This window comes from Bradyrhizobium aeschynomenes (genome assembly GCF_013178945.1).
Classification (GTDB): domain Bacteria; phylum Pseudomonadota; class Alphaproteobacteria; order Rhizobiales; family Xanthobacteraceae; genus Bradyrhizobium; species Bradyrhizobium aeschynomenes.
Genome location: NZ_JABFDM010000005.1, coordinates 293,054 through 316,536 on the forward strand (window position 1 = coordinate 293,054; position 23,483 = coordinate 316,536).

Here is a 23,483-nt window from a genome sequence, read left to right on the forward strand (position 1 = left end):
CAGACAACCCATGGCGACCACGGACTCGCGCATCGTCCCGCTGCTGCTCAGCGTCAATGCCGGCTATGTCGACACCGCCGGATTCCTGGCGCTGCAGGGCCTGTTTACCGCGCATGTTACCGGCAACTTCGTCACCTTCGGCGCGGCGCTCGCGCTTGGGACGTCCGGCGCAATCGCCAAGCTGCTGGCGCTGCCGGTGTTCTGCGTCGTCGTGATCGCGACGCGGCTGACCGGTACGCTGCTGTCGCGCAGATGGTCGCGCGCCTTCGAGATCCTGATCGCGGTCAAGCTGGTGCTGCTCGTGCTCGGGGCCGCGCTCGCCATCCATTTCGGCCCGTTCCACAACGGCGACAGCCACGAGGCGATCCTCACCGGCATGGTGCTGGTCGCTGCGATGGCGATCCAGAACGCCGTGCACCGGATCCATCTGCCGACGTCCCCGCCCTCCACCCTGATGACCGGCACCACCACGCAGGTGATGATCGACATCGCCGACAGGATCTATGTCGGCGACAAGGGCCAGGCGCCGCCGCCGGGACGGCTGGTGCAGATGGCGGTCAACGTCGCTGCTTTTGCGCTCGGCTGCGGCGCGGCGGCGCTGCTGTTCGTCAGGCTCGGGAGTTGGTGCTTCGTGATCCCGCCTGTTGTCGCTGCGCTGACGCTCGTCGCGCGCATGGCTGGTCCGCCGCCGGCGCGCTGAACTCCAGATCGTCATTGCGGCCAGCCGATCCGATCGTGCCTACGATTGGATGACGGAAATTTTAGGGTCCGCTCACGAAAAGTTATCGATCCCGAAGCGGCCCTTCCGGCTTGCCTAATGGGATCCGTTCTCTATTTAGAACGGAACAGTTTCGTTCTTTTCGGAGCGCCGCAATGGCCGTCCACTCGTCGTCCACCCCGGAGTCCACGCCGCCCGTCAGACCAGCCGATCAGACCGTCCCGGCGCGCGAGCGCGCGCTGAAGCAATGGCGTGGCGATGCCGTGAAGGAGCTCCGCCGCGAGGCCGATCGGGAAACGCATCAGCCGGATGAGACCAGCCCCGCCCTGGAGGGGCAAAGCGAGCAGGGCGCCAAGCCCCGCCGCAGCCTGCTGCGGCGGCATCCCGTCGGCGCGGCGGTCGGGCTCGTCGTGCTGCTGGCGGCCGCCGCCGGCGGTTATGTCTATTACGACGCGGCGAGCCATTTCGAGAGCACCGACGACGCCTTCATCGCGGCCCGCCAGTTCTCGATCGCCCCGAAGGTCTCGGGCTACATCACCGCGGTTCCGGTCACCGACAACCAGCACGTCAAGGCCGGCGACGTGATCGCCCGCATCGATGACCGCGACTACAAGACGGCGCTGGCGCAGGCCGAGGCGCAGGTGCGGTCGGCGGCGGCGGGGATCGACAACATCGATGCCCAGCTCGAGGTCCAGCAGGCGCAGATCACCGCGAGCCAAGCTCAGGTCGAGCAGGCCCAGGCGGCGCTGACCTTCGCCCAGCAGCAGGCCGACCGCTACCAGCAACTCGCCCGTAGCGGCTCCGGCACCGTACAGAGCGAGCAGCAATATACGTCGCAGCTTCAGCAGGCCAAGGCCGGGTTGACATCGGCGCAGGCCAATCTGCGCGTCGCGCAGCGTCAGCTGGAATCCTTGAAGGCGCAGCGCGAGAGCGCGCAAGCCAGTCTCGCCCAGGCACAAGCGCAGCGCGACCAGGCGCAGCTCAATCTGTCCTACACCACGGTCACGGCGGCGCAGTCCGGACGTGTCGTCAATCTCAGCGCCGCTGACGGCCAGTTCGTTGCCCAAGGCACGGCGCTGTCGATGTTCGTACCGGACGAGGTCTGGGTCACCGCCAACTTCAAGGAGACCCAGCTCGACCAGATGCGTCCCGGCCAGCCGGTGACACTGGAAATCGACGCCTATCCGGAGCGCGAGATCCGTGGCCATGTCGCGAGCGTGCAGTCCGGCTCGGGCCCGGCGTTCTCGCTGCTGCCGCCGCAGAACGCGACCGGCAACTACGTCAAGATCGTGCAGCGTGTTCCCGTGAAGATCGAGATGGACGATCCGCCGACGGATGTCGCGCTCGGGCCGGGCATGTCGGTGGTGCCGACCGTGCGCGTCGATCCCAAGCCCTCGCTCTACGAGCGTCTGAAAGCCGTGCTGTAAGAGGTTCGCGATGAGTGAGGCTGCTGCCCTCTCCGCGCCGCGCGCCGGCAGTCCGTGGATCATCGCGGTGCTGGTCGCGCTCGCGACCTTCATGGAGGTGCTCGACACCACCATTGCCAACGTCGCGCTGCCCTACATCGCGGGCGGCATGGGCGTGAGCCAGGACGAATCCTCCTGGGTGGTAACGACCTATCTGGTCTCCAACGCCATCATCCTGACGGCGTCGAGCTATTTGGCCAAGCGCTTCGGCCGCAAGGCGTTCTTCATCATGTGCCTCGGCCTGTTCACTACCAGCTCGGTGCTGTGCGGCTTTGCCTGGAATCTGCAGGTGCTGCTGCTGTTCCGCATCCTGCAGGGGCTCGGCGGTGGCGGCATGGTACCGGTGGCGCAATCGATCCTCGCCGACTCCTTCCCGCCGGAGAAGCGCGGCCAGGCGTTCGCGCTGTTCGGCGTCGCCGTCGTCGTCGCGCCGGTGGTCGGCCCGACGCTCGGCGGCTATCTCTCGGACAATGCCTCCTGGCACTGGTGCTTCCTGATCAACGGCCCTGTCGGCCTCGCCGCGATGCTGCTGATCGGGCTGATCCTCAAGGAACCTGAATCGGTCACGGAGGAGCGGCGCAAACAGGCGCACGGCTTCGACATCATAGGCTTCGTGCTGGTGGCGACCTTCCTCGGCGCGCTCGAGCTGATGCTCGACCGTGGCCTGGAGGACGACTGGTTCGACTCGCGCTTCATCGTGATCACCGCGGCGGTCTGTGTGACGGCCTTCATCGCCATGATCCCCTGGGAGATGAACCAGAAGAATCCGACCGTCGACGTGCGCATGCTGGCCTCGCGCCAGTTCGGTGCCTGCTTCCTGGTGATGCTGGCGACCGGCGCGATCCTGCTCGGCACCACGCAGATGCTGCCGCAGATGGTGCAGAAGGATTTCGGCTACACCGCCACCTGGGCCGGCCTCGTGCTGTCGCCGGGCGGGCTCGTGACGATGGGCATGATGTTCGTGGTCGGCAAGCTGTCCGGCAAGGTGCAGCCGAAATACATGATCATGACCGGCGCTGCTGTCGTGGCGTTCGCGATGTATGACCTGACACGGGTCTACGCCAATGTCGATTTCTGGTTCTTCGCCGAGTCCCGCATGCTGATCGGCATCGGCCTGCCGCTGATCTTCCTGTCGATCACGACCGCGTCCTACAACGGCATTCCGCCCGAGAGAACCGACCAGGCTTCGGCCCTGATCAACGCAGCGCGCAACACCGGCGGCTCGATCGGCGTGTCGCTGGCGGCCAATATCCTGGCGCATCGCGGCCAGTTCCACCAGAACCGCCTCATCGAGAACACCATCCCGTCGAACCCGGCCTACCAGGACACGCTGCATCAGGTGACCAACTACTTCGCCGCCCATGGCAGCTCGATGGTGCAGGCGAAGCAGCAGGCGCTGGCGTGGATCGGCCAGACCGTGCAGATGCAGTCCTCGCTGCTCGCCTATGTCGACGTCTATTGGGCGCTGATGCTGATCTCGCTGTCGGCCATCCCGCTGGCGCTGACCTTGCGCAAGGTGAAGCTCGGTGGCGGCCCGGCGATGGCGCATTGAGGGGGAGTTGGGTCTCCGCAGTCATTCCGGGGCATTCGCGCGCAAAATGGCGAAGCCATTTTGAAGCAGCGCGAATGAGCCCGGAATCCATACCCACAGGCCACTGTTGCGCGAGAACGGCAGTGGGTACACCGGTGGTACGCCATTGATGGTCGTGGTCATGGATTCCGGGCTCGCGCTGCGCCCGCCCCGGAATGACGTCGGAGAGACCGAGTGAGATCGCTGCAGGGCGAGCGAGCGGACTTAAACCGCCTCGTCCGCGATCCCATTCCGCAGCAGCCCGATCTTGTCGATCTCGACCTCCACCACATCCCCCGGCTTCATCCACAGCGGCGGTGTGCGGCGCGAGCCGACGCCGCCGGGGGTGCCGGTGGCGATGACGTCGCCGGGCTCGAGGCGGGTGAAGGACGAGCAATATTCGATCTGGCGCGGGATATCGAAGATCATCTGGCTGATCGTCGCCTCCTGCACGACCTCGCCGTTCAACCGCGTCTGCAGCTTGAGCGGGCCGAGATCGTCGATTTCGTCAGGCGTGACCAGCCACGGGCCGAACGCGCCGGTGTCAGGAAAATTCTTGCCCGGCGTGAACTGATGCGTGTGGCGCTGGAAGTCGCGGACGCTGCCCTCGTTGTAGCAAGCATAGCCGGCGATGTGCTGGAAGGCCTCGCTGCGTGGGATGTAGCGGCCGGGCTTGCCGATGATCACGGCGAGCTCGCCCTCGAAATCGAGATCGGTCGAGACGCGCGGGCGGATGATGTTGGCGAGATGCCCGGTCTGGCTGTTGGCGAAGCGGCCGAACACGGTGGGGTTCTCGACCTCGGAGCGGCCGGTCTCCTTGCGATGGGTCTCGTAGTTCAGGCCGATGCAGAGGATCTTGTCCGGATTCGGGATCACCGGAAGGAAGGTGATGGCGGACAGCGCATGCCGCTTGGCCTTCGCAGCCGCGGCCGCCGCCTCGTTCAGCGCGTCGGCTGCGATCGCCGATTTCAGGTCGGGGAAGCGGTCGCGCAGGATGGCGCCGAGATCGGCGATGTCGTCGCCTTCGACCAGTCCCCAGGACGGCGTGTCATGAATCGTGAAGCTTGCAAATTTCATCTGAGGTCCCTTGATCAGGTCGAGACCGCCGCGACGGCGGAGGAGGAAGACGGTGCCTGCGCCGTCCTCGCGAAGCGCGCAATCGTGCGCTCCGGGAAGATCAGCGCGAAGGCCGAGATGGCGCCCGTGATCAGCACGCCGGCGGTGAAGGTCATGGCATGGGCATAGCCCAGCGGCGCGTTGCTGCCGGCCTCCCCGACGATCCAGCCGGTGAGTGCGTTCGAGACCAGCGCGGAGGCAGCATTGCCGGAATAGATCACGACGATCAGCCGCCCGCGCTGCACGGCCGGCGCGATGGCGCCGAGCGCGACAGGACCGAAGATCGTCGTGAGGCTTGGCGCGGCGAAGGCGATCGCGACGCAGGCGAGCTGCAGCGGGCCCGTCGTGACGATGCTGAGCAGCAGCGCGCAGCCGGCAGCAAGCAGCGCGAGGCCGGAGGCGTGACCGAGGCAGGCGCGCAGGCTGAAGCCCTTGCGCTGCAGAACCTGCGTCAGCCAGGAGCCGCCTAGCAGCAGCGGCGACTGAAACAGGTAGATGGCCGAGATGATCCAGCCGACATCGACCTGCTTGTAGCCGAGCCCGAGCTGCAGATAAGGCGGCAGCCAGGTCGCGGACATGCCGACGATCCAGTATGACGCCGTCGACATGATGATCACGCCGATCACGGTGGCGTCGCCCCACAGGACGCGCGCGGGCAGCGCCTTGTCCTTGGCCACGACAGCTTCCGGCGCATGTGCGGCCGAGTAGGGGCCTTCGCCGCCGATGAAGAACCAGCCGAGCATCCAGGCCAGCCCGAGCAGGCCGCAGAACAGGAAGCCGGTGCGCCAACCGTAGTTCACGATGACATAGGTCAGGATCGGGCCGCCGGCGAGCAGGCCGACGCTGATGCCCTGCAGCACCACCGCGCTCGGGACACTGCGTTTGTCGGCGGGAAACCAGTTGTAGCAGGCGTGCAGCGCGGTCGGCAGGCCCGGGCCTTCACCGGCGCCGAGGATGATGCGGCAGATCACCAGTACCGCGATCGAGCCGGAAAAGAAGATCGGGATCTGCGTCGCCGACCAGACGCCGGCCATGATCAAGAGCAGCCATTTCACCGGGAAGCGGCCGACCACGAACATGCCGACGGCCATGCCGGACAGCGAGAACAGCAGGAAGAAGCTGCTGCCGATCAGGCCGAAATCCTTCGGGCTGAGCCCCAGCTCCTTCATCATCGGCACGGCCGAGAGGCCGAACACCAGCTTGTCGAAGAAATTCAGCGTCTGGAACAGGAACAGCATGATGAGGACGGCGATCGCGCGTCCTCCCGCTGATCCGCTCGCGGTCTCGGTCGTTGTCGTCATGGCGCTTCCCCTTTGATGTTTTTGTTTTGATTAGTTCAGTCGTTCGTGCAGCTCGGCCAGCAGCGCCGCGAGCTCCGGCGTGTCCGCGGCGACGCCGTAGACGTAGTGATCGGGCCGCACCAGTGCGGCGCTGCAGCCATGGCGCTCGAACCATCGCGCGACCACGCCGCTTTCTTCGGACAGGCCGCTGCCACCGATGGTGATCACATGGATGTGGACGTCCGCCTGCGCGCTTGGTGCGCGCCGTCCGTCGAGGACCAGCCGCCATCCGGTTCCTACGACCGCATCGAGCAGGACACGTTCCCCATCTCGCAGAATCCAGGGCTGCGGAAACAGCGTGCCGTTGGCGGCGTTCGCCTTCGTCGCCAGCAGGCCCGTGGTCAGCGGCGGCACGATCTCCTGCCGGGTGATGGTGCGCGGCGCGCCGCCGCCCTCGGCGAGGATGCGCGCGTCACGGGCTGCGGCAGCCACGGGGTCCTGCTCGCAGATGACGCGGCCGATCGCCTTGATGCGGGTGGTGAGCTCGCGGACATGGGTGCTGCGCTCGACCTCGTAGCTGTCGAGCAGCGCCGGCCCCGACTGGCCGCGCAGCACGCGGACGAGCTTCCAGCTGAGGTTGGCAGCATCGCGCAGGCCCTGGCACATGCCCTGGCCGATGAAGGGCGGCTGCTGATGTGCGGCATCGCCGGCCAGCAGCACGCGGCCGTCGCGCCAGCGGCCGGCGACCAGCGCATGGAAGCGGTAGCTCGCCGCGCGCCACAGCTGGCCATCCTCAGGCGAGAGCCAGGGTGAGAGCAGTTGCCAGACCTGCCCGGGCTGCTCCATCGCATGTCGGTCTTCGCCCGGGCGCAGCATGATCTCGAAGCGACGGTGGTTGCCGGGGCCGATGATGTAGGTGGTCGGCCGCGCCGGATCGCAGAATTGGGCCGCGGTCGCCGGCAGTCTGCTCATACCGCTGTCGTTGACCAGCAGGTCGACGACCAGCCAGGGCTCGTCGAAGTCGAGATCCTCGAAGCCGATGCCGAGCGTCTGGCGCACGGTGCTGGAGGCGCCGTCGCAGGCGATGACGTAGTCGGCCGTGACCTCGCGCGTGCTGCCGTCCTCGCGTTTCAAAACGACGCTCGCGGCGTTCGCATCCTGACGGATGTCGACCAGGGTCGTGCCGAGCTCGACCGTGACGGAGGGGCAGCCGGCGACGCGGTCGCGCATCACCTGTTCGACCGGCGGCTGGGTGAACACCATGCTCGGCGTGTAGCCGAGCGGGTAGGGCTCACCGACCATGTCGATGCGGCGGATCAGTTGTCCTTGTGCGCCGAAATGCTCCGAGGCCGGAAACGGCGCGACGTAGCGGCTGACTTGCGCGGCGATGCCGAGATTGTCGAACAGCCGCATGATCTCGTGATCGAGCGCGATCGCGCGCGGCTTGTCGTAGATCTCGCGGGCACGGTCGATCGCAAGCGCGGTGACGCCCTCGCGGCCGAGCAGGCTTGCCGCAAAGGCGCCGGTCGGCCCGAAGCCGATGATGACGACCTGATGGTGTTCTGTGTTCGACGTGGCGGACATGGCGCGCGGATCTCGGCGTTGGAAGAAGGTCAGGCGGCGAAGCCGACCGCGAGCTGCGCGGCCTTGACGTGCTCGGCCTTGGGCGGCGCGATGCCCCATTGATCGGTGCGGCCGGGCGGCCAGACCCAATGCTCGGGACCGCGCACGACGTAGTCGTCGTCGACCTGCAGCACCTCGGCGGTGTATTCGATGACGATGCCCTGCGGATCGATGAAATAGGCGAACACGTTGTCGCCGGGGCCGTGGCGGCCGACGCCCCAGGCGATCGGATAGCCGGCATCGATCATGCGGCCCGATCCGCGCATCACGCCTTCCCAGGTCGGCATCAGGAAGGCGACGTGGTTGAGGCCGTTCACCTTGGCGCTCGCGATGACGACGGCATGATGGTCGGAATTGCAGCGCACGAAGGCCATCGCCGCCGAGCGATCCGTGAGCTTGAAGCCAAGCGCGTGTTCGTAGAAGGCGGCGGTACGGTCGACATCGGTGCTGTTGAGATTGACGTGAGCGAGGCGCTCCGGAAGCTCCGGTCGCGATGGCCTGGCCTCGTGCGTGACGTCGCCATGCACGAAGCGCAGCGTGCAGCCCTCGGGGCTGCGCAGGCTCATGATCACGCCGCCATCAGGCGCCGGGTTCGACGCGGCGGCTGCGATCAAGGTCGCGCCCTGCTGAAGGGCGTTGCGTGCGATGGTGTCGAAATCAGTGGCTTCGGCGACACGGAAGGTCACGGCCTTCAGCTCGGTGCGATCGCTCCGGTGCAGCGCGACGACGTGATGGTCGCGTCCTGTGGCGCGCAGGTAGACGACGCCGTCCGCGGTGGCGACCCGCTCCAGCCCCCAGACGTCGCGATAGAACGCCTCGGACCGGCCAAGATCGGGCGTGCCGAGGTCGACGCTGCGTAGAGCCGTGACCGGAAATCGGGTCATGGACGAGTCCTCCGGCGCGCCCCCTGAGAGGAGCGCGCGATGTTTCTTGTCATCGGCCGGCGATCCGGCGACATTCTTTTATTACATAAAAAATCGAAATCAATCAGAATTTATAAATTTTGTGTTTCAGGGTGAAGCTCTATACAGGAGCGGCGATTCCGAGGGGAGATCGAACGTGGACGCGGTGATCGAGGTCGAGGGGCAGGGCCCGTCGACCCAGGCAAGCCATGTGTATGACCGGCTGCGGGAGGACCTGCTGTCCGGGCGGCTCGCGCCATCGCGCAAGCTGCAGATGCGCTTCCTGACCGAGACCTATCAGACCGGGCAGACGCCGCTGCGCGAGGCGCTGAACCGTCTCACGGCCGACGGCCTGGTCGAGGTGCGCGAGCAGCGCGGCTTCTACGTCAAGGACATCAGCCGCGCCGAGCTCGCCGAGCTGACCAAGACGCGCTGCTGGGTCGAGGCGCTGGCGCTGCGCGAGTCGATGGCGGCGGCGACGCCGCAATGGGAGGAGCAACTGGTGCTGGCGCAGCATCGCCTGAGCCGCGCGCCGCGCTCGCTGAGCGCGACGACGTTCGAGGACAATCCGGAATGGGAGAAGCTGCACCGGGTCTATCACCGGGTGCTGATCTCGAACTGCGGCTCGCAATCGCTGATCGGGTTTTGTGGTCAGCTCGCCGACCAGCTCTATCGCTATCGCAGGCTGTCGATCCGCAAGGCGTTTCCGTCACGCGCGGTGGGCGACGAGCATGCGGAGATCGTCGGCGCCGTGCTCAATGCGGACACGGAGCGCGCCGTCGCATTGCTGACCGCGCACTATCAGCGCACGGCCGACGTGATCCTGCAGGACGAGACGATCTTTCCGGAGCTGAAGGCAAAAAGCGCCGGCAAATAGCGTCATCTTGCGCGCGAATGCCCGGGAATGACGGCAGGCGGCGTCAGGTGCCGTTCGTGCAGGCCGAGGCCGGCTGCCAGCAGCGCTGCGCTCTCACGTCGTCGCCGACAGGAAGAAAGCGACACGTCCTTCGACGCAAGCCTGGAGCTCCTTCTTCAGCGCACGGATGTCCTCGCCGAGCAGTGCCCGCATCAGCATGGAGAACACCACCAGGTCGATGAAGATCCTGGCCGTGTCCTCGATCCGCTCCGCCGCGAAAGCGCCCTTGCCGGCCAGGCCTTCCGCCCGCGCCAGCTCGCCGAGAACGTGGCCGACGTTGAGGGTGGCGCGCTGGCGCGCCGAGGCCTGGATTTCCAGCGTAAGGTCCGGGAAGCGGGGGTTCTCGGCAATGGCGGTGCGCATCAGGCCGATGGTCTCGTCCTCGAAGGCGCGCTCGATCAGCGTCACGCCGAGGTTCACGAGCCTGGAACGGAAGCTGCGTCCTTGCGGAACGAGATTCTCATACTGCGTATTGCGCGCCGCCTGGCGGCCGATCACCGCCGCGAACAGCGCCGCCTTGCTGGGAAAGCGTGCATAGATCGTCGGCTTGCCGGCGCGCGCCGTCTGCGCGATCTCGTCGACGCTGGCGCCTTCGAAGCCGTTGGCGAGGAACACGGTCTTGGCGGCGTCCAGGATCCGCTCCTCGACCTCGCCGGCACGCTCGAGCGAGGGGCGCCCGACCTTGCCGCGGGCCATCCTGGAAGCAGCCATCCGTTCCGCCATTGCCTTCCGTCGAGCTCGTTGTCGCTTCATCCTGTTTGGCACAGCCGCCGGCATTGATCAATCAACGCCGCGGCCGCGGCTCCCCGCATGCGCATAGCGGAATATCGGCTTGCCTCCGGGGTCCTCAGACTCCAGACTGCAACCAACGACCGGGGGGAAGCCATGAATCGTAAGCTCGTTTTGGCGGTGCTCGTCTCGACATGCGTTGCGGCGCTGCCGTCGGCTCATGCCGAAACCGTCATCTTGAAGTCCGAGCTCAAGGCCGCCAACGAGGTCCCGCCGAATGCGAGCGCCGCGTCCGGCACGGCCGAAGCGAGCTTCGACACCACGACCAAGACGCTGGTCTGGAAGATCACCTTCTCCGGCCTGAGCGGCCCGCCGATCGGCGCGCATTTCCACGGACCCAGCGAGCCCGGCAAGAATGCCGGCATCGTGCTGCCGTTCAAGAGCCCGGAGTCGCCGATCACGGGGGCGTCCGCGCTCACCGATGCACAGGCGGCGGATCTGATCGCCGGCAAATGGTACGCCAACATCCACACCCAGGCCAATCCGGGCGGCGAGATCCGTGGACAGATGACGAAGCAGTGACCTCGGCCCTCAGGCCGCCAGCACCGGCGTCTTGGTCCGCTCCGCAGGGGCCGCGGCGCGGCGCACGTCGAGGAAGTGCTTGAAGCGATCGAGCGACATCGGCGGCGCGACCAGATAACCCTGGCCTTCCTCGACCCCGCAGGCGAGCAGCGCATCGACCTGCTCCTGATGCTCGATGCCCTCGGCGACCACCGACATCTCCAGCTCGCGCGCCAGCGCCACCAGCATCTGCACCACGACAACGGCGGATTGGTCGCGGGTGATCGCGTCGACGAAGAACTTGTCGATCTTCAGGATGCGCGCGCCGAGCCGCTGGATGGTGGACAGGCCGCTATGGCCGATACCGACGTCGTCGAGCGCGATGCGGAAGCCGAGATCGCTGAGCTCCTTCACGACATCGGTCGCCTTGTCGAGATCGGCGAGCTCCTCGCGTTCGGTCACCTCGAGCACGACCTGGCGGGTCGAGACCGACGAGGATGCGACCACCTTGCGCAGATCGTCGATGAAGCCGGCGCCGAGCAGATGCCGCGGCGTGATGTTGACGGACAGCTTGAACAGCTTGTCCTGCCGCATCTCGGGCTGCAGCTCGCGCAGCGCGGTCTTCAGGATCTGCCAGGTCAGCCTTTCGATGCGGCCGGAGCTTTCCGCCAGCGGGATGAAGCTCATCGGCGGAATCAGCCGGCCGTCCGGCTTCTCCCAGCGCGCCAGCATCTCGCAGCCGATGATGTCGCCGGTCTTCAGGCTGAAGGTCGGCTGCACATAGGGCTTGAACTCGTTGCCTGCGAGGGCGCGGTCGAGCTCGGCCACCGGATCGACAGGGCGGCTCAGATAGCTCGCCAGCAGCAGCCCGAACACGCCGCCGAGCATGCCCGCGGCGAGCATCGTCAGCAGATAGGACATGTCGTGGCGCGCACTGAGGCTGTTCGGCCGCACATGGATGGTGGCCTGCAGTGGATAGCGATCGGACACCGTGGTGAAGGCGACGCTCTGGGTCGGCGGCTTGGATGACGTGTCGGGATGATAGCCCGCGACCTGCTCGCCATCGGGCAGCGTGAGGGTGACGTGGCTCTCGGCGCGCAGGCCGGCCGGCATCACGTCGAGCAGATTGCCGTCGATGCGCAGGATCGCCGCCAATGAGCGTTGTGCGTCGATGTCGCGCAGCACGCCGAACGCGTCGCCCGTGAACTGCGCGACGCGGAACAGCCGCAGCTGGCCGTCGGCCGACTGGAACATCTCGTCCCGCCGCGCCCAGCCATTGTCGAATTCGAGCGTCTCGGAATAGGCCGCGCAGAGCACGGACCCCTCGCGGTCGACGGTGCGGATGTCCTTGACGATGGTGCCTTGGTAGACGTGCAGCCGCAGCGCCTGCAGCGCGATGGCGCTGCAATCCATCGGTCCCTTCGCGACGAGGCGATGCAGGATGGCGCCGGCCGAGTCGATCGCGGCTTCGGAGCGCCGCAGCGCCACCTTGCTGAGGTCGCTGAGCTGTCGCGCGGTCTGGTTGCCGATCAGTGCAGTCACGGCGAGATCGGCGCCGGCCAGGAAGATCCCGACACAGGCGACCACCGCCCCGACACGAAGCATGTGTTTGCGCTGCAATGCCATCGTGTCCGTGAACGCCCCCCGTGTGACCACGGAGCATCGTTCAGCCCAACCTTCAACTTTTCGTATATTCGCGACCTCGGGGCGGGCCGCAGCGGTCAGCGCAGCTGCGGCCGCCGAAAGCTGGTTAAAGAAGTGCTACCGAGGCAGCTCAGGCCGCCTTGTCGGGGGCGCTGCCCGGCACGGCGGTCTCGGCCCGTCCGGCCGACAGCAGCATCAAGGCCGCGAGCGCCGACAGGCTCAGGCTCGCCGAGACGATCAGCACGAAACGGCCGAGCGCGTCGATCAGCAGTCCGAACAGCAGCGGCGCAAAGGCCTGGCAAATCCGCGACGGCGCTCCGATCAGGCCGAGCCGGTAGGCGTAGTTGGCGGGGCCGAAGATCGCGAGCGGCAGCGTGCCGCGGGCAATCGTGAGAATGCCGTTGCCGGACCCGTGCAGCAGCGCGAAGGCCGCCGCGGCGCCGCCGCCGAACAAGCCGATCGTCAGCGCGCCGAGCGGATGGGTGATGCAGGCGAGCCTTGCCGAGGCGAGCGGATGGAAGCGGCTGAGGAAGCCGGCCTCGAACACCCGTGCGGCGACCTGCGCCGGCCCGATCATCATGCCGGCGAACAGCGCCTGCGCCGGCGTCGCGCCGAACGCCTCCATCAGCCGCGGCAGGTGCACGGCCATCGCCGCGGTCACGGTCCAGGCAGCCGCCATCGCAAAGGCGATCAGCACCATCGGGCGGTCGAGCGGAATGTTCGGTTTGCCCGTCGGCATCTCGCCGGGCGCCATCGCATTGGCGCGGGGCAGCGACAGGTTGAGCGGCAGGCCGATCACGAGATGCGCGATCGCCCAGGCGAAACAGGTCTCGCGCCAGCCGATCGTCGCGAGCCCCCAGGTGCTCAGCGGCCATCCGACCGTCGAGGCGAAACCGGCGAGCAGAGTGATGCCGGTGATGGCGCCGCGGGCATCACGGCCGTAGATGCGTCCGAGCGCGCCGAACGCGGCATCGTAGAGACCGAGCCCCATGCCGACGCCGAGCCACAGCCACGCGATCGCCATCACCCACAGCGAATGCGACAGGCCGAGCAGCGCGAGCCCGATCGCCAGCACGATGTTGGAGGCGCAGAGCACCTGACGGCCGCCGACGCGATCGATCTGGCGGCCGATGCGCGGGCCGAGCAGGCCGGAGATGATCAGCGAGGCGGAGAACGCGGCGAAGAACCAGTTGTTGGAGAGGCCGAGATCCCTTGCGATCGGGTCGGCGAGGATCGCCGGCAAGTAATAGCTCGATCCCCAGGCCAGGGTCTGGGCGGTGCCGAGAGCGATGACCACGCCCAGCCGTCGTGCCTGCATTCCGTTCGACCTCTCGTCAGTTCTGCGTCACGAGCAGCCGCAGCCCGTGCGCCCGGCCGCCTTGGCCTTGGCATCGTCGGCGCAACAACTGTCTACGCCGGACGGCGTCGGTCCGCCACAGCAGCCGGACAGGGCTGCAATGCTCTCGAGCCCGCCGCGGGTGCAGACGCCGGTTTCCGGCAGCTGCAGTTCGACGCGATGAGCCGCAGCCTTGTCACCTGCGATGTCGGCCGTGATCGAGCGGACCTGCTCGTAGCCCGTCATCATCAGGAAGGTCGGCGCGCGGCCATAGCTCTTCATGCCTGCGAGATAGAGCCCGGGCTCGTCGGCCTGCGCCAGCTCGCGCGCGCCATGCGGCCGGACGGTCCCGCAGGAATGCTCGTTGGGATCGATCAGCGGCGCCAGCGCTGCCGGCGCTTCGATCGCGGGATCGAGCCGCAGCCGCAGCTCCGACAGCCATGACAGATCCGGACGGAAGCCGGTGGCGACGATCAACTCGTCCGCGTCGATGCCGCGATCGCCGCCTGCGACGATCTGCAATCGGCCGTCCGCATCGTTGATCCCCGTGACATGAAATCCGGTCTCGACTCGGATGCGTCCCGAGCGGACCAGTGCGGCGAACGCCATGCCGAGCTCACCGCGTGCGGCGAGCTGGTCGGCGCTGCCGCCGCCGAACGCCTTGGCCGGATCGTTGCTGCGCAGCAGCCAGATCGCCTGCGTGCCGGGTTCGTCCTTGGCAAGCGCGGCGAGGTCGATCAAGGTGCCGATCGCCGAGTGGCCGGCGCCGAGCACGGCGACGGTCCTGCCGGCGTAGCGGCTGCGCTGCGCGCCTCGAACGTCCGGCATGCCGTAGGCGACGCGCGCGGCGTGCGCGGCCTCGCCGAGCGCGGGCAGGCCGTTGCCGCCGGCCGGATTGGGCGAGAACCAGGTGCCGGAGACGTCGATCACGGCATCGGCCTGCATCGTCGCCTCGCCCTTGCCGTTCCGGTAGCGGATCTCGAACGGCGCAGCGGCGCGGCCCCTCGATTTCGCCTTGTCGAAGCCGACGCGGCTGATCGCGGTCACCCGGTGCGACGTCTTGATGACGTCCCGCAGGGCCGTGCGGGTCGCCAGCGGCGCGAGGTAGGAGTCGATCAGCTCGCGCCCGGTCGGATAGACCTCCGGCTCGAGCGAATTCCACCCGGTGGCGGCAAGCAGCCGTGCCGCCGCCGTATCGACGTTGTATCGCCACGGCGAGAACAGCTGCACGTGCTGCCACTGCCGCACCGCATGCGCGGCCTCGGGACCTGCCTCCAGCACGAGCGGGCGCAGGCCGCGCTCCAGCGCATGCGCCGCGGCCGCGAGGCCGACCGGGCCGGCGCCGATGATCGCGACCGTCTTGGTGCTCGTCCTGGCTTCCGTCATCACGCACCTCCCATGCTTCTAGAATTATCGAATTAAAGGCCAGAGGATCATGCGGCCGGCCGCGCCGTGCCGCAGCCTTGCTCCTCGGCACAGCATTCCGAGACCAGAAAACCGAGCAGCGACCGCATCACGTCGTATTCGGCATGGCAGACCAGCGTCGTGCCCTCGCGCAGCTGCGAGATCAGCCCGACCGCGACCAACGCCTTGACGTGATGCGACAGCGTGGAGGCCGGAATCTTCAGCCGCTCCTGCAGCCGTCCAACCGGCATCCCGGCATGCCCGGCGCGCACCAGCGCGCGGTAGATCTTCAGGCGCGTGGTGTTGCCGAGGGCTTCCAGGCGGGCGGCGGCGTCGTCGAGCTTCATGGGACGCAGGATGCGGCGGAGGGCAACGGGAGTCAATCGATATTTCTAGTATATTCGAAATAATAGAGGGAGCTGCGGGAAGCTCCAGGAGGCGGCTGCACGGCTATCTAAGCCGGTAGCCGGCATGGCAGCCGACGCAGGCGGCCATGGTTTCCGCCAGTGCCGTCAGCGCCGGCTTGATCTCGCCCGTGACGCCGGCATTCTGCGCCTCGATGGCGAAGCGGCTTGCCGCCTTGTGCATGGCCGTGCCGGCCTCCTGCATGCCCCGCGGCATGAACCTGGCCACTTCGGCGGCGCCGTGCAGTCGCAGCGAGGTCATGCCGAGGCGCTGCTCCGCGATGCGGCCGGCCTGATCCATGTCGCCCGCCGCAAGCGCCTCGTTGATCTGCTGCAGTGCCAGCAGGTGGTCGCGCATGTTGGCGAGCGTGTGCTCGGCGAGCTCGGGGGGAAAGGCCACGCGCTCGCGCGCGTCGGCCGGAAGCGCTCCACCATGGCTGCCGTGGTCGTGGTGGCCGTGATGCTGCGCCGTGGCGATGCCAGCGGACGCAACCAAGGCCAGCATAATGGCGGCAAGACGCAGGCGCATGAGAACCTTCCATGTGATTGATCGCGTGATGTCCTCCCTAGACCTCGCGGCCGGGCTGCGCATATGATCCTGATCATATGCCGAGGACCGACCATTTCCCATCCGACGGCACCCGTCCGCTCGACTGGCGCCGCCTCGCGGTTCTGTTGCCATTGCTCGCCGCGATGCCCGCGGCTGCCAGGGTGCGGACGCGGCGCATCGAGGTGCCACGCCAGGGCGCGGTGTTCTGTCGGGGTGATCGCCCGCAGGCAATGTATTTCGTGCTGATGGGCGAGGTGAGACTGCTGCGCCGCTCGCGCGCCGGCGACGACATCATCCTGCAGCGGGCGCGGCAGGGCTTTCTCGCTGAGGCCAGCCTCGATCAGTCATCATATCATTGCGACGCCGTCGCAGCGCAGGATTCAGCACTGCTCGCGATCGACCGGCAGGCGTTCGCCGACGCGCTGCGCCGCCCGGAGATCCGGGACAAATGGAGCGACCATCTCGCCCGCGAGCTCCGCCAGGTCCGCGCGCAGTCGGAGCGGCTCAGCCTCAAGACCGCCCGCGAGCGGATCGTGCACTTCATCGAGACAGAAGGCGAGGGGAGCGAGCTCGCGCTCGACCGTTCCAAGAAGGACTGGGCGGCCGAGCTCGGCATCACCCACGAAGCGCTCTATCGCGCGCTGGCACGCATGGCGCAGGCCGGCGAGCTTGTCATCAATGGCGCCCACCTGCGCTTGTGCTGAGCGGATCAGCCGGATCATCGTTCGCGTCGGTATCTGGCCATCCGACTCGCGGCCGGCCTTGACGTGCGGATCATATATCGATAATTCTGGATATATGGAAAACGAGAGCGCAGTTCTGGCCCTGGCGGCACTGGCGCAGCCGACGCGGCTGCAGGCCTTCCGCACCCTGGTGCAGCACGAGCCCGAAGGGCTGCCCGCCGGCGAGCTCGCGCGCCTTCTCGAAGTGCCTCAGAACACGTTGTCGGCCCACCTGTCGGTGCTGGCGCGCGCCGGTCTCGTCAGCTCGATCAGGTACAGCCGCTCGATCGTCTATCGGGCCGACCTGGTGCAATTCCGGGAGGTCGCGCTGTTCCTGCTGCAGGACTGTTGCGGCGGCCGCCCCGAGGTCTGCGCGCCCGTCATCGAGAGCCTCACCCCATGCTGTCCGCCGAAGCGGAAGGAGAAGACCCGTGTCTGATCGCATCTACAACGTGCTGTTCCTGTGCACCGGAAATTCGGCGCGTTCGATCCTCGCCGAGTCCATCCTGCGCAAGGACGGCGCCGGCCGCTTCCGCGCCTTCTCCGCCGGCAGCACGCCGAAGGGCGCGGTGCACCCGTTGGCGCTCACGCTGCTCGCGCGCATGGACTATCCGGCCGACGATCTCAGCTCGAAGAGCTGGAGCGAGTTTGCCGTGGCGGGCGCGCCGGTCATGGATTTCGTGTTCACGGTCTGTGACAACGCGGCCGGCGAGGCCTGCCCGATCTGGCCGGGGCAGCCGATGACCGCGCATTGGGGGATCGAGGATCCGGCGGCGGCCGAGGGCACGGAGCTGCAGAAGCTCGCCGCGTTCACGACCGCCTTCCGCTATCTGAAGAACCGCATCGATGCCTTCATCAACCTGCCGCTGGACCGGATCGATGCGCTGTCGCTCGGCACGCGGCTGCGCGAGATCGGGGCCGGCGAGGGCGCGACGTCGTTCCGCTCCGACGTGGCCTGACCGATGACCGTCTTCGAGCGCTATCTGACGGTCTGGGTGCTGCTCTGCATCGTCGTGGGCATCGGTCTCGGCCATCTGATGCCTGGACTGTTCGCGGTCGTCGCATCGGCCGAGGTCGCCCGGGTCAATCTGCCGGTGGCGGCGCTGATCTGGCTGATGATCATTCCGATGCTGCTGAAGATCGATTTCGCCGCGCTCGGCGGCGTCAGAGCGCATTGGCGCGGCATCGGCGTCACCTTGTTCGTGAACTGGGCGGTCAAGCCGTTCTCCATGGCCTTGCTCGGCAGCATCTTCATCGGCCACGTGTTTGCGCCGCTGCTCCCCGCAGGGCAGCTGTCGTCCTACGTCGCCGGCCTCATCCTGCTGGCTGCCGCACCCTGCACGGCGATGGTGTTCGTGTGGTCCAACCTCTGCGAGGGCGAGCCGCACTACACGCTGAGCCAGGTCGCGCTCAACGACGTCATCATGGTGTTTCTGTTCGCGCCGCTCGTCGGTCTCCTGCTCGGCGTCGCGTCGATCTCGGTGCCCTGGACCACGCTGCTGCTGTCGGTGCTGCTCTACATCGTGGTGCCGGTGATCGTGTCGCAGCTGCTGCGTCGGGCGTTGCTGCGCGCCAAGGGCGGCGCCTTCGAGCGCGCCCTGCGCGTGCTGCAGCCGGTGTCGCTCGTGGCGCTGCTGGCGACGCTCGTGCTGCTGTTCGGCTTCCAGGGCGAGCAGATCCTGAAGCAGCCGGTCGTGATCGCGATCCTCGCCGTGCCGATCCTGATCCAGGTCTACCTCAATGCGGGCATCGCCTATTGGCTGAGCCGCCGGCTCGGCGTCGCCTGGTGCGTGGCCGCGCCCGCGGCCCTGATCGGCGCCAGCAATTTCTTCGAGCTGGCGGTCGCCGCCGCCATCAGCCTGTTCGGCCTCGACTCCGGCGCCGCGCTGGCAACCGTGGTCGGCGTTCTCGTCGAGGTCCCCGTGATGTTGTCGGTGGTGCGCATCGTCAAGGCGAGTCGCGACTGGTACGAAGCGGGACTGCCGGCATGAGCGCGTCGTGCGACGCGCGGCGCGGCGATCGGCATCACCGCCGCGGCTCGTCCTGCTCGTCGTCGTCGCCTTCGCGCTCCCGGCGGGACGGCTCGTAGCTCAGGAGCCGGCCATCGGCGCGCTCGGCCAGCGCCGCAAACTGCATCGGATGCGTTGCGGCCCCGTCATGGATGCGGGCCAACGGCACCAGCTCCGGCGCCGTCTCCCGGCTCGCCTGCGCCACCGCGAGAATGCCACCGAGCCCCGCCAGCAAGGTTGCCAGCATCACCGTTCTACGCATGCCTACACTCCGAAGTCGCTTGCGCCGGCCTGCTCGCGCGGCGCCTGCATGAGAGCATGTCGCAACCGTGCTGACGGCATCCCGTCGCGCGGCGTCAGCGAATTGTCAGCTTGGCTCGGGCAGGATGCGGCGATATGCGAGTCTCCACCCCCGCATTCGGTCCGAGCGCAATTCCGACACCGGAAGTTCAAACTAAAACCCTCAGCGGTTTCCTAGCATTTGCGAATGCCCCGCAATCCGAAACCGGCGCGACGAATGAACGCCAGCTTCGACAATCAGAGCGCCAGGTCCAGGGAAGATCATGCATTTGCCTCAAATAGGACGGTTCATGCGCGTCACGTCATTGGCGATGCTGATCTCGACGGCGGCGTCGGCGGCGACCGATGCGCGCGAGGACGATCGCGAGCGCCGCGATGCCGTACGCCACGCCGTGGAGGCGGGCGACGTGCTGCCGCTGTCGCAGATCCTGCCGAGGTTGCGCGGCCGGATCGCGGGGGATGTAACGGGGATCGACATCGAGCGTCAGCGCGGCCGCTGGCGCTATGAGTTTCGGGTGATCGGGCGCGACGGCCGTGTGCTCGAAGTCTATGTCGATGCGCGCAGCGGAGAGATCGAGCGGATCGACGAAAAGTAGGATGAGTAGATGCGTGTGCTGCTGGTCGAGGACGATCCGCGGCTGTCGTCCGACCTGTCGCGGACGCTGCTGGCGGCCGGGTATCTGGTCGAGAGCTCCGACGATGGCGAGCAGGCCTGGTTTCTCGGCGACACCGAGGATTATGGCGCCGTGATCCTCGACCTCGGCCTGCCCGGCATGGACGGCCTGTCGGTGCTCAAGCGCTGGCGCAGTGCGGGGCGCCACATGCCGGTGCTGATCCTGACGGCGCGCGCGAGCTGGGCCGAGCGGGTCGACGGCATCGACGCCGGTGCTGACGACTATCTGCCGAAGCCGTTTCGCAACGAGGAGCTGCTGGCGCGGCTGCGCGCGATCGTCAGACGCTCCGCCGGCCATGCCGCCCCGGTGCTCTCGTCGGGCGACCTGACGCTCGACGAGCGGCAGATGAAGGTCAGCCTGTCCGGCGTGCCGGTGGCGCTGTCGCAGCTCGAATACCGGCTGATCGCCTATCTGTTGCGGCAGAGCGGCCGCGTGGTGCCGCAGCATGAGCTGGAGGAGAACGTCTACGGCCTCGGCCACGATCACGATTCCAATGCGCTCGAGGTGCTGATCCGGCGCGTGCGCAAGAAGCTCGGCGCCGACATCATCGAGACCCGCCGCGGCTTCGGCTACATGATTGCGGAGACGGTCGAATGAGGCTGGGCTCGCTGCGGCTGCGGCTGGTAGCAGCGGGCACCATCGCGCTGCTGGTCGCGCTCGGCGTCGCCGGCTTCGGCATGGTCGTGCTGTTCGAGCGGCATGTCGCGCGCACGCTCGCCGCCGATCTCGACGTGCATCTGCGGCAATTGCTGAACGGCCTCGAGGTGGATCCCGAGGGGCGCATCGTCGTGTCGCGATCGCCGGCCGATCCCCGCTTCGTCGTGCCCCTGTCGGGCCTGTACTGGCAGATCTCGGACGATCACGGTCAGCTGCTCCGCTCGCGATCGTTGTGGGACACGATCCTGCCGCTTCCGATCGACGAGCCCGGACCCAGCGATGTGCATCAGCATGAGCTTGCCGGTCCCGATGGCGTCCGCGTGCTGGTTGCCGAGCGCGGCGTCGTGATGAATCCGGGCAGCCAGATCCGCGTGCGGGCCGCCGTCGCCTATGATCTCGACGGTGCCACCAGCGCGGTGCGCGCCTTCGCCAAGGATCTGTCGATCGCGCTTGCCGTGCTTGCAACCATCCTCGCGGTCGGTACGACCGTTCAGGTCAATCTCGGCCTCCGTCCGCTGGCGGTGCTGCGCCGGGGTGTTGCCGAGATCCGTGGCGGCAAGCGTCAGCACCTCCCCGTCGAAGTGCCGACCGAGGTGGCCCCGCTGGTCGAGGAGGTCAACGCGCTGCTGGACGCGCAGAGCCGCGAGATCCTGCGCTCGCGCAGCCGCGCGGCCGATCTCGCGCACGGCTTCAAGACGCCGCTCGCCGCACTCACCGCCGACGCCGCGCGGCTCAAGGAGCTTGGCCAGTTGGAGCTGGCGCGCAATGTCGAGGACGTCGCCGAGGCCATGAGCCGGCAGGTCGATCGCGAGCTGGCTCTGGCGCGGCTGCGCGGCAAGGTGCGCGGCGCGCCGGAGGCCGCCACCGAGCTGGCGCCGCTGGTGGAGGCGCTGCTCGGCACGCTCGGCCGCACGCCGGCCGCGGCGCATGTCAGCTTCGACGGCGAGGTGCCCGCGGGCTTGCGGGTCGCCATGGACCGCACCGATCTTGCCGAGGTGCTCGGCAATCTCCTGGAGAATGCCGCGCGCCATGCGGCCAGCACGGTGCGCATCGTCGCGCGCGCGACCCCTCTCAGCATGGTGGTCGAGGATGACGGTCCGGGCATTCCGGCAGCGCAGATCGGCCGCGTGCTCGAGCGCGGCGGCCGCCTGGACGAGCAGGGGCCGGGCAGCGGCCTGGGTCTCGCAATCGTGCAGGACGTGCTCGAGGCCTACCGCTGGCGGCTGCAGATCGGCAGCTCCGAGCTCGGCGGGGCGAAGATCACGATCGCACCGGCGATGGCGCCGGCCTTGGCGCAGGCCCCGGCGATGGTGGCGGAAGGTCGGCGATCGCCGGCGCGCGACGCCAGGGAGACGCGTTCCATCCTGACAGCGGGCTGACGGTCGACGTCAGCAGCGCGACGCCCGGGATCAGCTATTCGCTTTGGCCATGCCGCCCTCCGCCGGACCATCGGCCGCGAGGGCCCCACGTCCGAAGGATGCTGTCTCATGCGTATTCGAAACTCCGCCAAAACCTATGGCTCGATCGCAATCGGCCTGCACTGGATCGTCGCCGTGCTGGTGCCCGCGGCCTGGATCTCGGGCCATCTCGGCGACATGCTGCCGCGCAACGCCCACGACATGGGCCTGATGATGCATGCTTCGCTCGGGCTGTCGATGCTCGGCTTCGCGCTGGCCCGCTTGGCCTGGCGCCTCGCCGATCCGCCCCCGGTCCCCGAGGCGACGAAGTTCGGATCATGGACCGTTCATGCCGGCGAGATCGTGCATCTGCTGATCTACGGCATCATGTTCGCCATTCCGGTCCTCGGCATCCTCACCCAGTTCGCCCGCGGCTACGGCTTGCCGGTGTTCGGCCTGTTCGAGATCGCCTCGCCCTGGGTCGGCGACCGCGGCTTCGCCCACGACATGAAGGAGATGCACGAGGCGCTGGCCAACGGCCTTATGATCCTGATCGCCCTACATGCCGGCGCCGCGCTGCTGCATCACTACTGGCTGCACGACCGGACCTTGAAGCGCATGGTGCCGGGGCTGCGGTGATCGCTGCCGTCATCCCGGCCTGCTGGAAGGCCTCCGTCGATCACGCCGTCGGAGGCCGCCGTGCCGGCAACGCCGCACGACGAAGAGCCCTTCACCGCGTCGGAGATCGTCCGCAACGTCGTGGCACGGCGGATGGGCTGACCGCTCCGACGCCGAGCGCTACGCCGCCGAGCACCTGCGCGGCCGCGAGGTCGATGAGGCCGCGGCGATCTCCGCGGCAGCGGCGGCTTTGGGGCATCTATGCAGGGCGCGAAAGGATCATCGATACCTGTGATCGTTCGGCTTGCGGTGCACCAGCACTCTACTCGGATGTAGGCGCGCCCACGTCTGGTATCGCGCCCGCATACTCGCCTCTGGCTGGGTAGTTGTTCTTGATCACGAAATCCAACGCCTGGACCATTTCAGCGAAGCTGGGACGAACAAACGGCATGGACTGCACGGAGAGATAGTAGACCGTTTGATCCGCGCTGATCAGAAACACGCCGGGTTCAGAGAACAAAGCAGGTTCCTCGATGCCGATCGAGGTCTTGCCGCGAGAGCTCGAGATATAGAGCCCCCAACTGCGGGCATCGCTCAATCCCAGCCCATATGCCACACGCAGATTTTTGGCCTGGATCTTGTCGGCCATCTGGCGCGCCCGCTCCTCCCCGTCGGAGCTGATGGCAACAGTCGTTACGCCGCGCACGGCAAATTCCGGCGTCAGGCGGTCCAATTCCTTCAAGTAGTTGGCACAGATCGGGCAATGCAAGCCGCGATAGAAGCAGATGAGCGTCATGCGCTCGGGGCTTTCCGTGGCCAAATCGAAACGGCCATGATCGAGCGTTCTCAACGCAAGGGCCGGTGCCTTCTGACGGGGTGTAAGCATC

General features: G+C 67.4%; 26 protein-coding genes. 13 read left to right on the top strand and 13 right to left on the bottom strand.

From position 1 onward, the window contains the following. Positions 1–10: 10 nt before the first annotated feature. From HL666_RS16980 to HL666_RS16990, 3 genes are all read left to right on the top strand, one after another. A complete protein-coding gene (locus tag HL666_RS16980) occupies positions 11–700 on the top strand; it encodes a YoaK family protein (protein ID WP_172182562.1) in 690 nt (229 codons plus the stop codon). 173 nt (positions 701–873) lie between these two features. Further along, on the top strand, positions 874–2,145 hold the full coding sequence (locus tag HL666_RS16985) for an HlyD family secretion protein (protein WP_172182564.1): 1,272 nt from the start codon (positions 874–876) through the stop codon (positions 2,143–2,145). A gap of 10 nt (positions 2,146–2,155) precedes the next feature. Further along, a complete protein-coding gene (locus HL666_RS16990; RefSeq protein ID WP_172182566.1) occupies positions 2,156–3,736 on the top strand; it encodes a DHA2 family efflux MFS transporter permease subunit in 1,581 nt (526 codons plus the stop codon). Positions 3,737–3,757: 21 nt separating this feature from the next. On the opposite strand, the gene HL666_RS16995 is transcribed toward HL666_RS16990, so the two are convergent. From HL666_RS16995 to HL666_RS17015, 5 genes are all read right to left on the bottom strand, one after another. Continuing rightward, positions 3,758–3,898, bottom strand: a complete 141-nt coding sequence (locus tag HL666_RS16995) for a hypothetical protein (RefSeq protein WP_172182568.1) — start codon at positions 3,896–3,898, stop codon at positions 3,758–3,760. An 81-nt stretch (positions 3,899–3,979) separates the two neighbouring features. Continuing rightward, positions 3,980–4,831 carry a fumarylacetoacetate hydrolase family protein gene (locus HL666_RS17000; RefSeq protein WP_172182570.1) on the bottom strand — a complete coding sequence of 284 codons (852 nt, stop codon included), beginning with the start codon at positions 4,829–4,831 and terminating at the stop codon, positions 3,980–3,982. A gap of 14 nt (positions 4,832–4,845) precedes the next feature. Further along, positions 4,846–6,171 (bottom strand): MFS transporter, encoded by a 1,326-nt coding sequence (locus tag HL666_RS17005; protein ID WP_172182572.1) that lies wholly within the window; start codon positions 6,169–6,171, stop codon positions 4,846–4,848. Positions 6,172–6,201: 30 nt separating this feature from the next. After that, positions 6,202–7,734, bottom strand: a complete 1,533-nt coding sequence (gene mhpA / locus HL666_RS17010; protein ID WP_172182574.1) for a bifunctional 3-(3-hydroxy-phenyl)propionate/3-hydroxycinnamic acid hydroxylase MhpA — start codon at positions 7,732–7,734, stop codon at positions 6,202–6,204. 29 nt (positions 7,735–7,763) lie between these two features. After that, the gene (locus HL666_RS17015; protein WP_172112782.1) at positions 7,764–8,657 is read right to left on the bottom strand and encodes a VOC family protein; all 894 of its coding nucleotides are present in this window, start codon (positions 8,655–8,657) and stop codon (positions 7,764–7,766) included. A 175-nt stretch (positions 8,658–8,832) separates the two neighbouring features. Between HL666_RS17015 and HL666_RS17020 the strand changes: the two genes are divergently transcribed. After that, complete coding sequence (locus HL666_RS17020; RefSeq protein ID WP_172182576.1) at positions 8,833–9,552, top strand: GntR family transcriptional regulator; 720 nt, start codon at positions 8,833–8,835, stop codon at positions 9,550–9,552. Between the two features lie 93 nt (positions 9,553–9,645). Here HL666_RS17020 and HL666_RS17025 read toward each other — a convergent pair whose 3' ends face one another. Further along, positions 9,646–10,302, bottom strand: coding sequence for a TetR/AcrR family transcriptional regulator (locus tag HL666_RS17025; RefSeq protein WP_172182578.1), 657 nt, complete (start codon positions 10,300–10,302; stop codon positions 9,646–9,648). Between the two features lie 174 nt (positions 10,303–10,476). On the opposite strand from HL666_RS17025, the gene HL666_RS17030 reads away from it, so the two are divergent. Continuing rightward, the gene (locus HL666_RS17030) at positions 10,477–10,902 is read left to right on the top strand and encodes a CHRD domain-containing protein (protein ID WP_172182580.1); all 426 of its coding nucleotides are present in this window, start codon (positions 10,477–10,479) and stop codon (positions 10,900–10,902) included. 9 nt (positions 10,903–10,911) lie between these two features. Here the strand turns inward: HL666_RS17030 and HL666_RS17035 are convergent, their stop codons facing one another. From HL666_RS17035 to HL666_RS17055, 5 genes are all read right to left on the bottom strand, one after another. Further along, the gene (locus tag HL666_RS17035; RefSeq protein WP_246741555.1) at positions 10,912–12,486 is read right to left on the bottom strand and encodes an EAL domain-containing protein; all 1,575 of its coding nucleotides are present in this window, start codon (positions 12,484–12,486) and stop codon (positions 10,912–10,914) included. A 169-nt stretch (positions 12,487–12,655) separates the two neighbouring features. Next, positions 12,656–13,843, bottom strand: coding sequence for an MFS transporter (locus HL666_RS17040; protein WP_172112787.1), 1,188 nt, complete (start codon positions 13,841–13,843; stop codon positions 12,656–12,658). 27 nt (positions 13,844–13,870) lie between these two features. Continuing rightward, positions 13,871–15,247, bottom strand: coding sequence for an NAD(P)-binding domain-containing protein (locus tag HL666_RS17045; RefSeq protein WP_172182582.1), 1,377 nt, complete (start codon positions 15,245–15,247; stop codon positions 13,871–13,873). Positions 15,248–15,294: 47 nt separating this feature from the next. After that, complete coding sequence (locus HL666_RS17050; protein ID WP_172112829.1) at positions 15,295–15,612, bottom strand: ArsR/SmtB family transcription factor; 318 nt, start codon at positions 15,610–15,612, stop codon at positions 15,295–15,297. Between the two features lie 103 nt (positions 15,613–15,715). After that, on the bottom strand, positions 15,716–16,198 hold the full coding sequence (locus HL666_RS17055) for a hypothetical protein (protein WP_172112789.1): 483 nt from the start codon (positions 16,196–16,198) through the stop codon (positions 15,716–15,718). A 77-nt stretch (positions 16,199–16,275) separates the two neighbouring features. Between HL666_RS17055 and HL666_RS17060 the strand changes: the two genes are divergently transcribed. From HL666_RS17060 to arsB, 4 genes are all read left to right on the top strand, one after another. Then, positions 16,276–16,923, top strand: coding sequence for a Crp/Fnr family transcriptional regulator (locus HL666_RS17060; RefSeq protein ID WP_172182584.1), 648 nt, complete (start codon positions 16,276–16,278; stop codon positions 16,921–16,923). Positions 16,924–17,017: 94 nt separating this feature from the next. After that, on the top strand, positions 17,018–17,380 hold the full coding sequence (locus tag HL666_RS17065; RefSeq protein ID WP_172182586.1) for an ArsR/SmtB family transcription factor: 363 nt from the start codon (positions 17,018–17,020) through the stop codon (positions 17,378–17,380). Beyond that, complete coding sequence (locus tag HL666_RS17070; RefSeq protein WP_172112792.1) at positions 17,373–17,900, top strand: arsenate reductase ArsC; 528 nt, start codon at positions 17,373–17,375, stop codon at positions 17,898–17,900. The genes HL666_RS17065 and HL666_RS17070 overlap by 8 nt, the downstream gene beginning before the upstream one ends. A 3-nt stretch (positions 17,901–17,903) precedes the next feature. Beyond that, positions 17,904–18,932 (top strand): ACR3 family arsenite efflux transporter, encoded by a 1,029-nt coding sequence (arsB, locus tag HL666_RS17075; protein ID WP_172182588.1) that lies wholly within the window; start codon positions 17,904–17,906, stop codon positions 18,930–18,932. 34 nt (positions 18,933–18,966) lie between these two features. Here arsB and HL666_RS17080 read toward each other — a convergent pair whose 3' ends face one another. Further along, positions 18,967–19,212 carry a hypothetical protein gene (locus tag HL666_RS17080; RefSeq protein WP_172112794.1) on the bottom strand — a complete coding sequence of 82 codons (246 nt, stop codon included), beginning with the start codon at positions 19,210–19,212 and terminating at the stop codon, positions 18,967–18,969. A gap of 328 nt (positions 19,213–19,540) precedes the next feature. On the opposite strand from HL666_RS17080, the gene HL666_RS17085 reads away from it, so the two are divergent. The 4 genes from HL666_RS17085 to HL666_RS17100 all read left to right on the top strand — a co-directional run bounded on the left by HL666_RS17085 (position 19,541) and on the right by HL666_RS17100 (position 22,617). After that, a complete protein-coding gene (locus HL666_RS17085; RefSeq protein ID WP_172112795.1) occupies positions 19,541–19,846 on the top strand; it encodes a PepSY domain-containing protein in 306 nt (101 codons plus the stop codon). Positions 19,847–19,855: 9 nt separating this feature from the next. Continuing rightward, a complete protein-coding gene (locus HL666_RS17090) occupies positions 19,856–20,521 on the top strand; it encodes a response regulator transcription factor (RefSeq protein ID WP_172112796.1) in 666 nt (221 codons plus the stop codon). Then, entirely contained in the window at positions 20,518–21,960 is a 1,443-nt protein-coding gene (locus tag HL666_RS17095; RefSeq protein ID WP_172112797.1) for a sensor histidine kinase, read from the top strand. The genes HL666_RS17090 and HL666_RS17095 overlap by 4 nt, the downstream gene beginning before the upstream one ends. A gap of 108 nt (positions 21,961–22,068) precedes the next feature. Continuing rightward, positions 22,069–22,617, top strand: coding sequence for a cytochrome b (locus HL666_RS17100; RefSeq protein ID WP_172112798.1), 549 nt, complete (start codon positions 22,069–22,071; stop codon positions 22,615–22,617). Positions 22,618–22,918: 301 nt separating this feature from the next. Here the strand turns inward: HL666_RS17100 and HL666_RS17105 are convergent, their stop codons facing one another. Then, complete coding sequence (locus HL666_RS17105) at positions 22,919–23,482, bottom strand: peroxiredoxin-like family protein (RefSeq protein WP_172133047.1); 564 nt, start codon at positions 23,480–23,482, stop codon at positions 22,919–22,921. Between the last annotated feature and the right edge of the window lies 1 nt (position 23,483).

What these genes read in the sequence shown, in the direction of transcription:
- mhpA (WP_172182574.1), bottom strand. Translation starts at nt 7,734, where the DNA reads ATGTCCGCCACGTCGAACACAGAACACCATCAGGTCGTCATCATCGGC.
- HL666_RS17015 (WP_172112782.1), bottom strand. Translation starts at nt 8,657, where the DNA reads ATGACCCGATTTCCGGTCACGGCTCTACGCAGCGTCGACCTCGGCACG.
- HL666_RS17060 (WP_172182584.1), top strand. Translation starts at nt 16,276, where the DNA reads ATGCCGAGGACCGACCATTTCCCATCCGACGGCACCCGTCCGCTCGAC.
- HL666_RS17000 (WP_172182570.1), bottom strand. Translation starts at nt 4,831, where the DNA reads ATGAAATTTGCAAGCTTCACGATTCATGACACGCCGTCCTGGGGACTG.
- HL666_RS17030 (WP_172182580.1), top strand. Translation starts at nt 10,477, where the DNA reads ATGAATCGTAAGCTCGTTTTGGCGGTGCTCGTCTCGACATGCGTTGCG.
- HL666_RS17085 (WP_172112795.1), top strand. Translation starts at nt 19,541, where the DNA reads ATGCGCGTCACGTCATTGGCGATGCTGATCTCGACGGCGGCGTCGGCG.
- HL666_RS17035 (WP_246741555.1), bottom strand. Translation starts at nt 12,486, where the DNA reads ATGCTTCGTGTCGGGGCGGTGGTCGCCTGTGTCGGGATCTTCCTGGCC.
- HL666_RS17090 (WP_172112796.1), top strand. Translation starts at nt 19,856, where the DNA reads ATGCGTGTGCTGCTGGTCGAGGACGATCCGCGGCTGTCGTCCGACCTG.
- HL666_RS17045 (WP_172182582.1), bottom strand. Translation starts at nt 15,247, where the DNA reads ATGACGGAAGCCAGGACGAGCACCAAGACGGTCGCGATCATCGGCGCC.
- HL666_RS17080 (WP_172112794.1), bottom strand. Translation starts at nt 19,212, where the DNA reads ATGCGTAGAACGGTGATGCTGGCAACCTTGCTGGCGGGGCTCGGTGGC.
- HL666_RS16990 (WP_172182566.1), top strand. Translation starts at nt 2,156, where the DNA reads ATGAGTGAGGCTGCTGCCCTCTCCGCGCCGCGCGCCGGCAGTCCGTGG.
- HL666_RS17100 (WP_172112798.1), top strand. Translation starts at nt 22,069, where the DNA reads ATGCGTATTCGAAACTCCGCCAAAACCTATGGCTCGATCGCAATCGGC.
- HL666_RS17095 (WP_172112797.1), top strand. Translation starts at nt 20,518, where the DNA reads ATGAGGCTGGGCTCGCTGCGGCTGCGGCTGGTAGCAGCGGGCACCATC.
- HL666_RS17025 (WP_172182578.1), bottom strand. Translation starts at nt 10,302, where the DNA reads ATGGCTGCTTCCAGGATGGCCCGCGGCAAGGTCGGGCGCCCCTCGCTC.
- HL666_RS17050 (WP_172112829.1), bottom strand. Translation starts at nt 15,612, where the DNA reads ATGAAGCTCGACGACGCCGCCGCCCGCCTGGAAGCCCTCGGCAACACC.
- HL666_RS17105 (WP_172133047.1), bottom strand. Translation starts at nt 23,482, where the DNA reads ATGCTTACACCCCGTCAGAAGGCACCGGCCCTTGCGTTGAGAACGCTC.
- HL666_RS17055 (WP_172112789.1), bottom strand. Translation starts at nt 16,198, where the DNA reads ATGCGCCTGCGTCTTGCCGCCATTATGCTGGCCTTGGTTGCGTCCGCT.
- HL666_RS17005 (WP_172182572.1), bottom strand. Translation starts at nt 6,171, where the DNA reads ATGACGACAACGACCGAGACCGCGAGCGGATCAGCGGGAGGACGCGCG.
- HL666_RS16985 (WP_172182564.1), top strand. Translation starts at nt 874, where the DNA reads ATGGCCGTCCACTCGTCGTCCACCCCGGAGTCCACGCCGCCCGTCAGA.
- HL666_RS17040 (WP_172112787.1), bottom strand. Translation starts at nt 13,843, where the DNA reads ATGCAGGCACGACGGCTGGGCGTGGTCATCGCTCTCGGCACCGCCCAG.
- HL666_RS16995 (WP_172182568.1), bottom strand. Translation starts at nt 3,898, where the DNA reads ATGACCACGACCATCAATGGCGTACCACCGGTGTACCCACTGCCGTTC.
- HL666_RS16980 (WP_172182562.1), top strand. Translation starts at nt 11, where the DNA reads ATGGCGACCACGGACTCGCGCATCGTCCCGCTGCTGCTCAGCGTCAAT.
- HL666_RS17065 (WP_172182586.1), top strand. Translation starts at nt 17,018, where the DNA reads ATGGAAAACGAGAGCGCAGTTCTGGCCCTGGCGGCACTGGCGCAGCCG.
- arsB (WP_172182588.1), top strand. Translation starts at nt 17,904, where the DNA reads ATGACCGTCTTCGAGCGCTATCTGACGGTCTGGGTGCTGCTCTGCATC.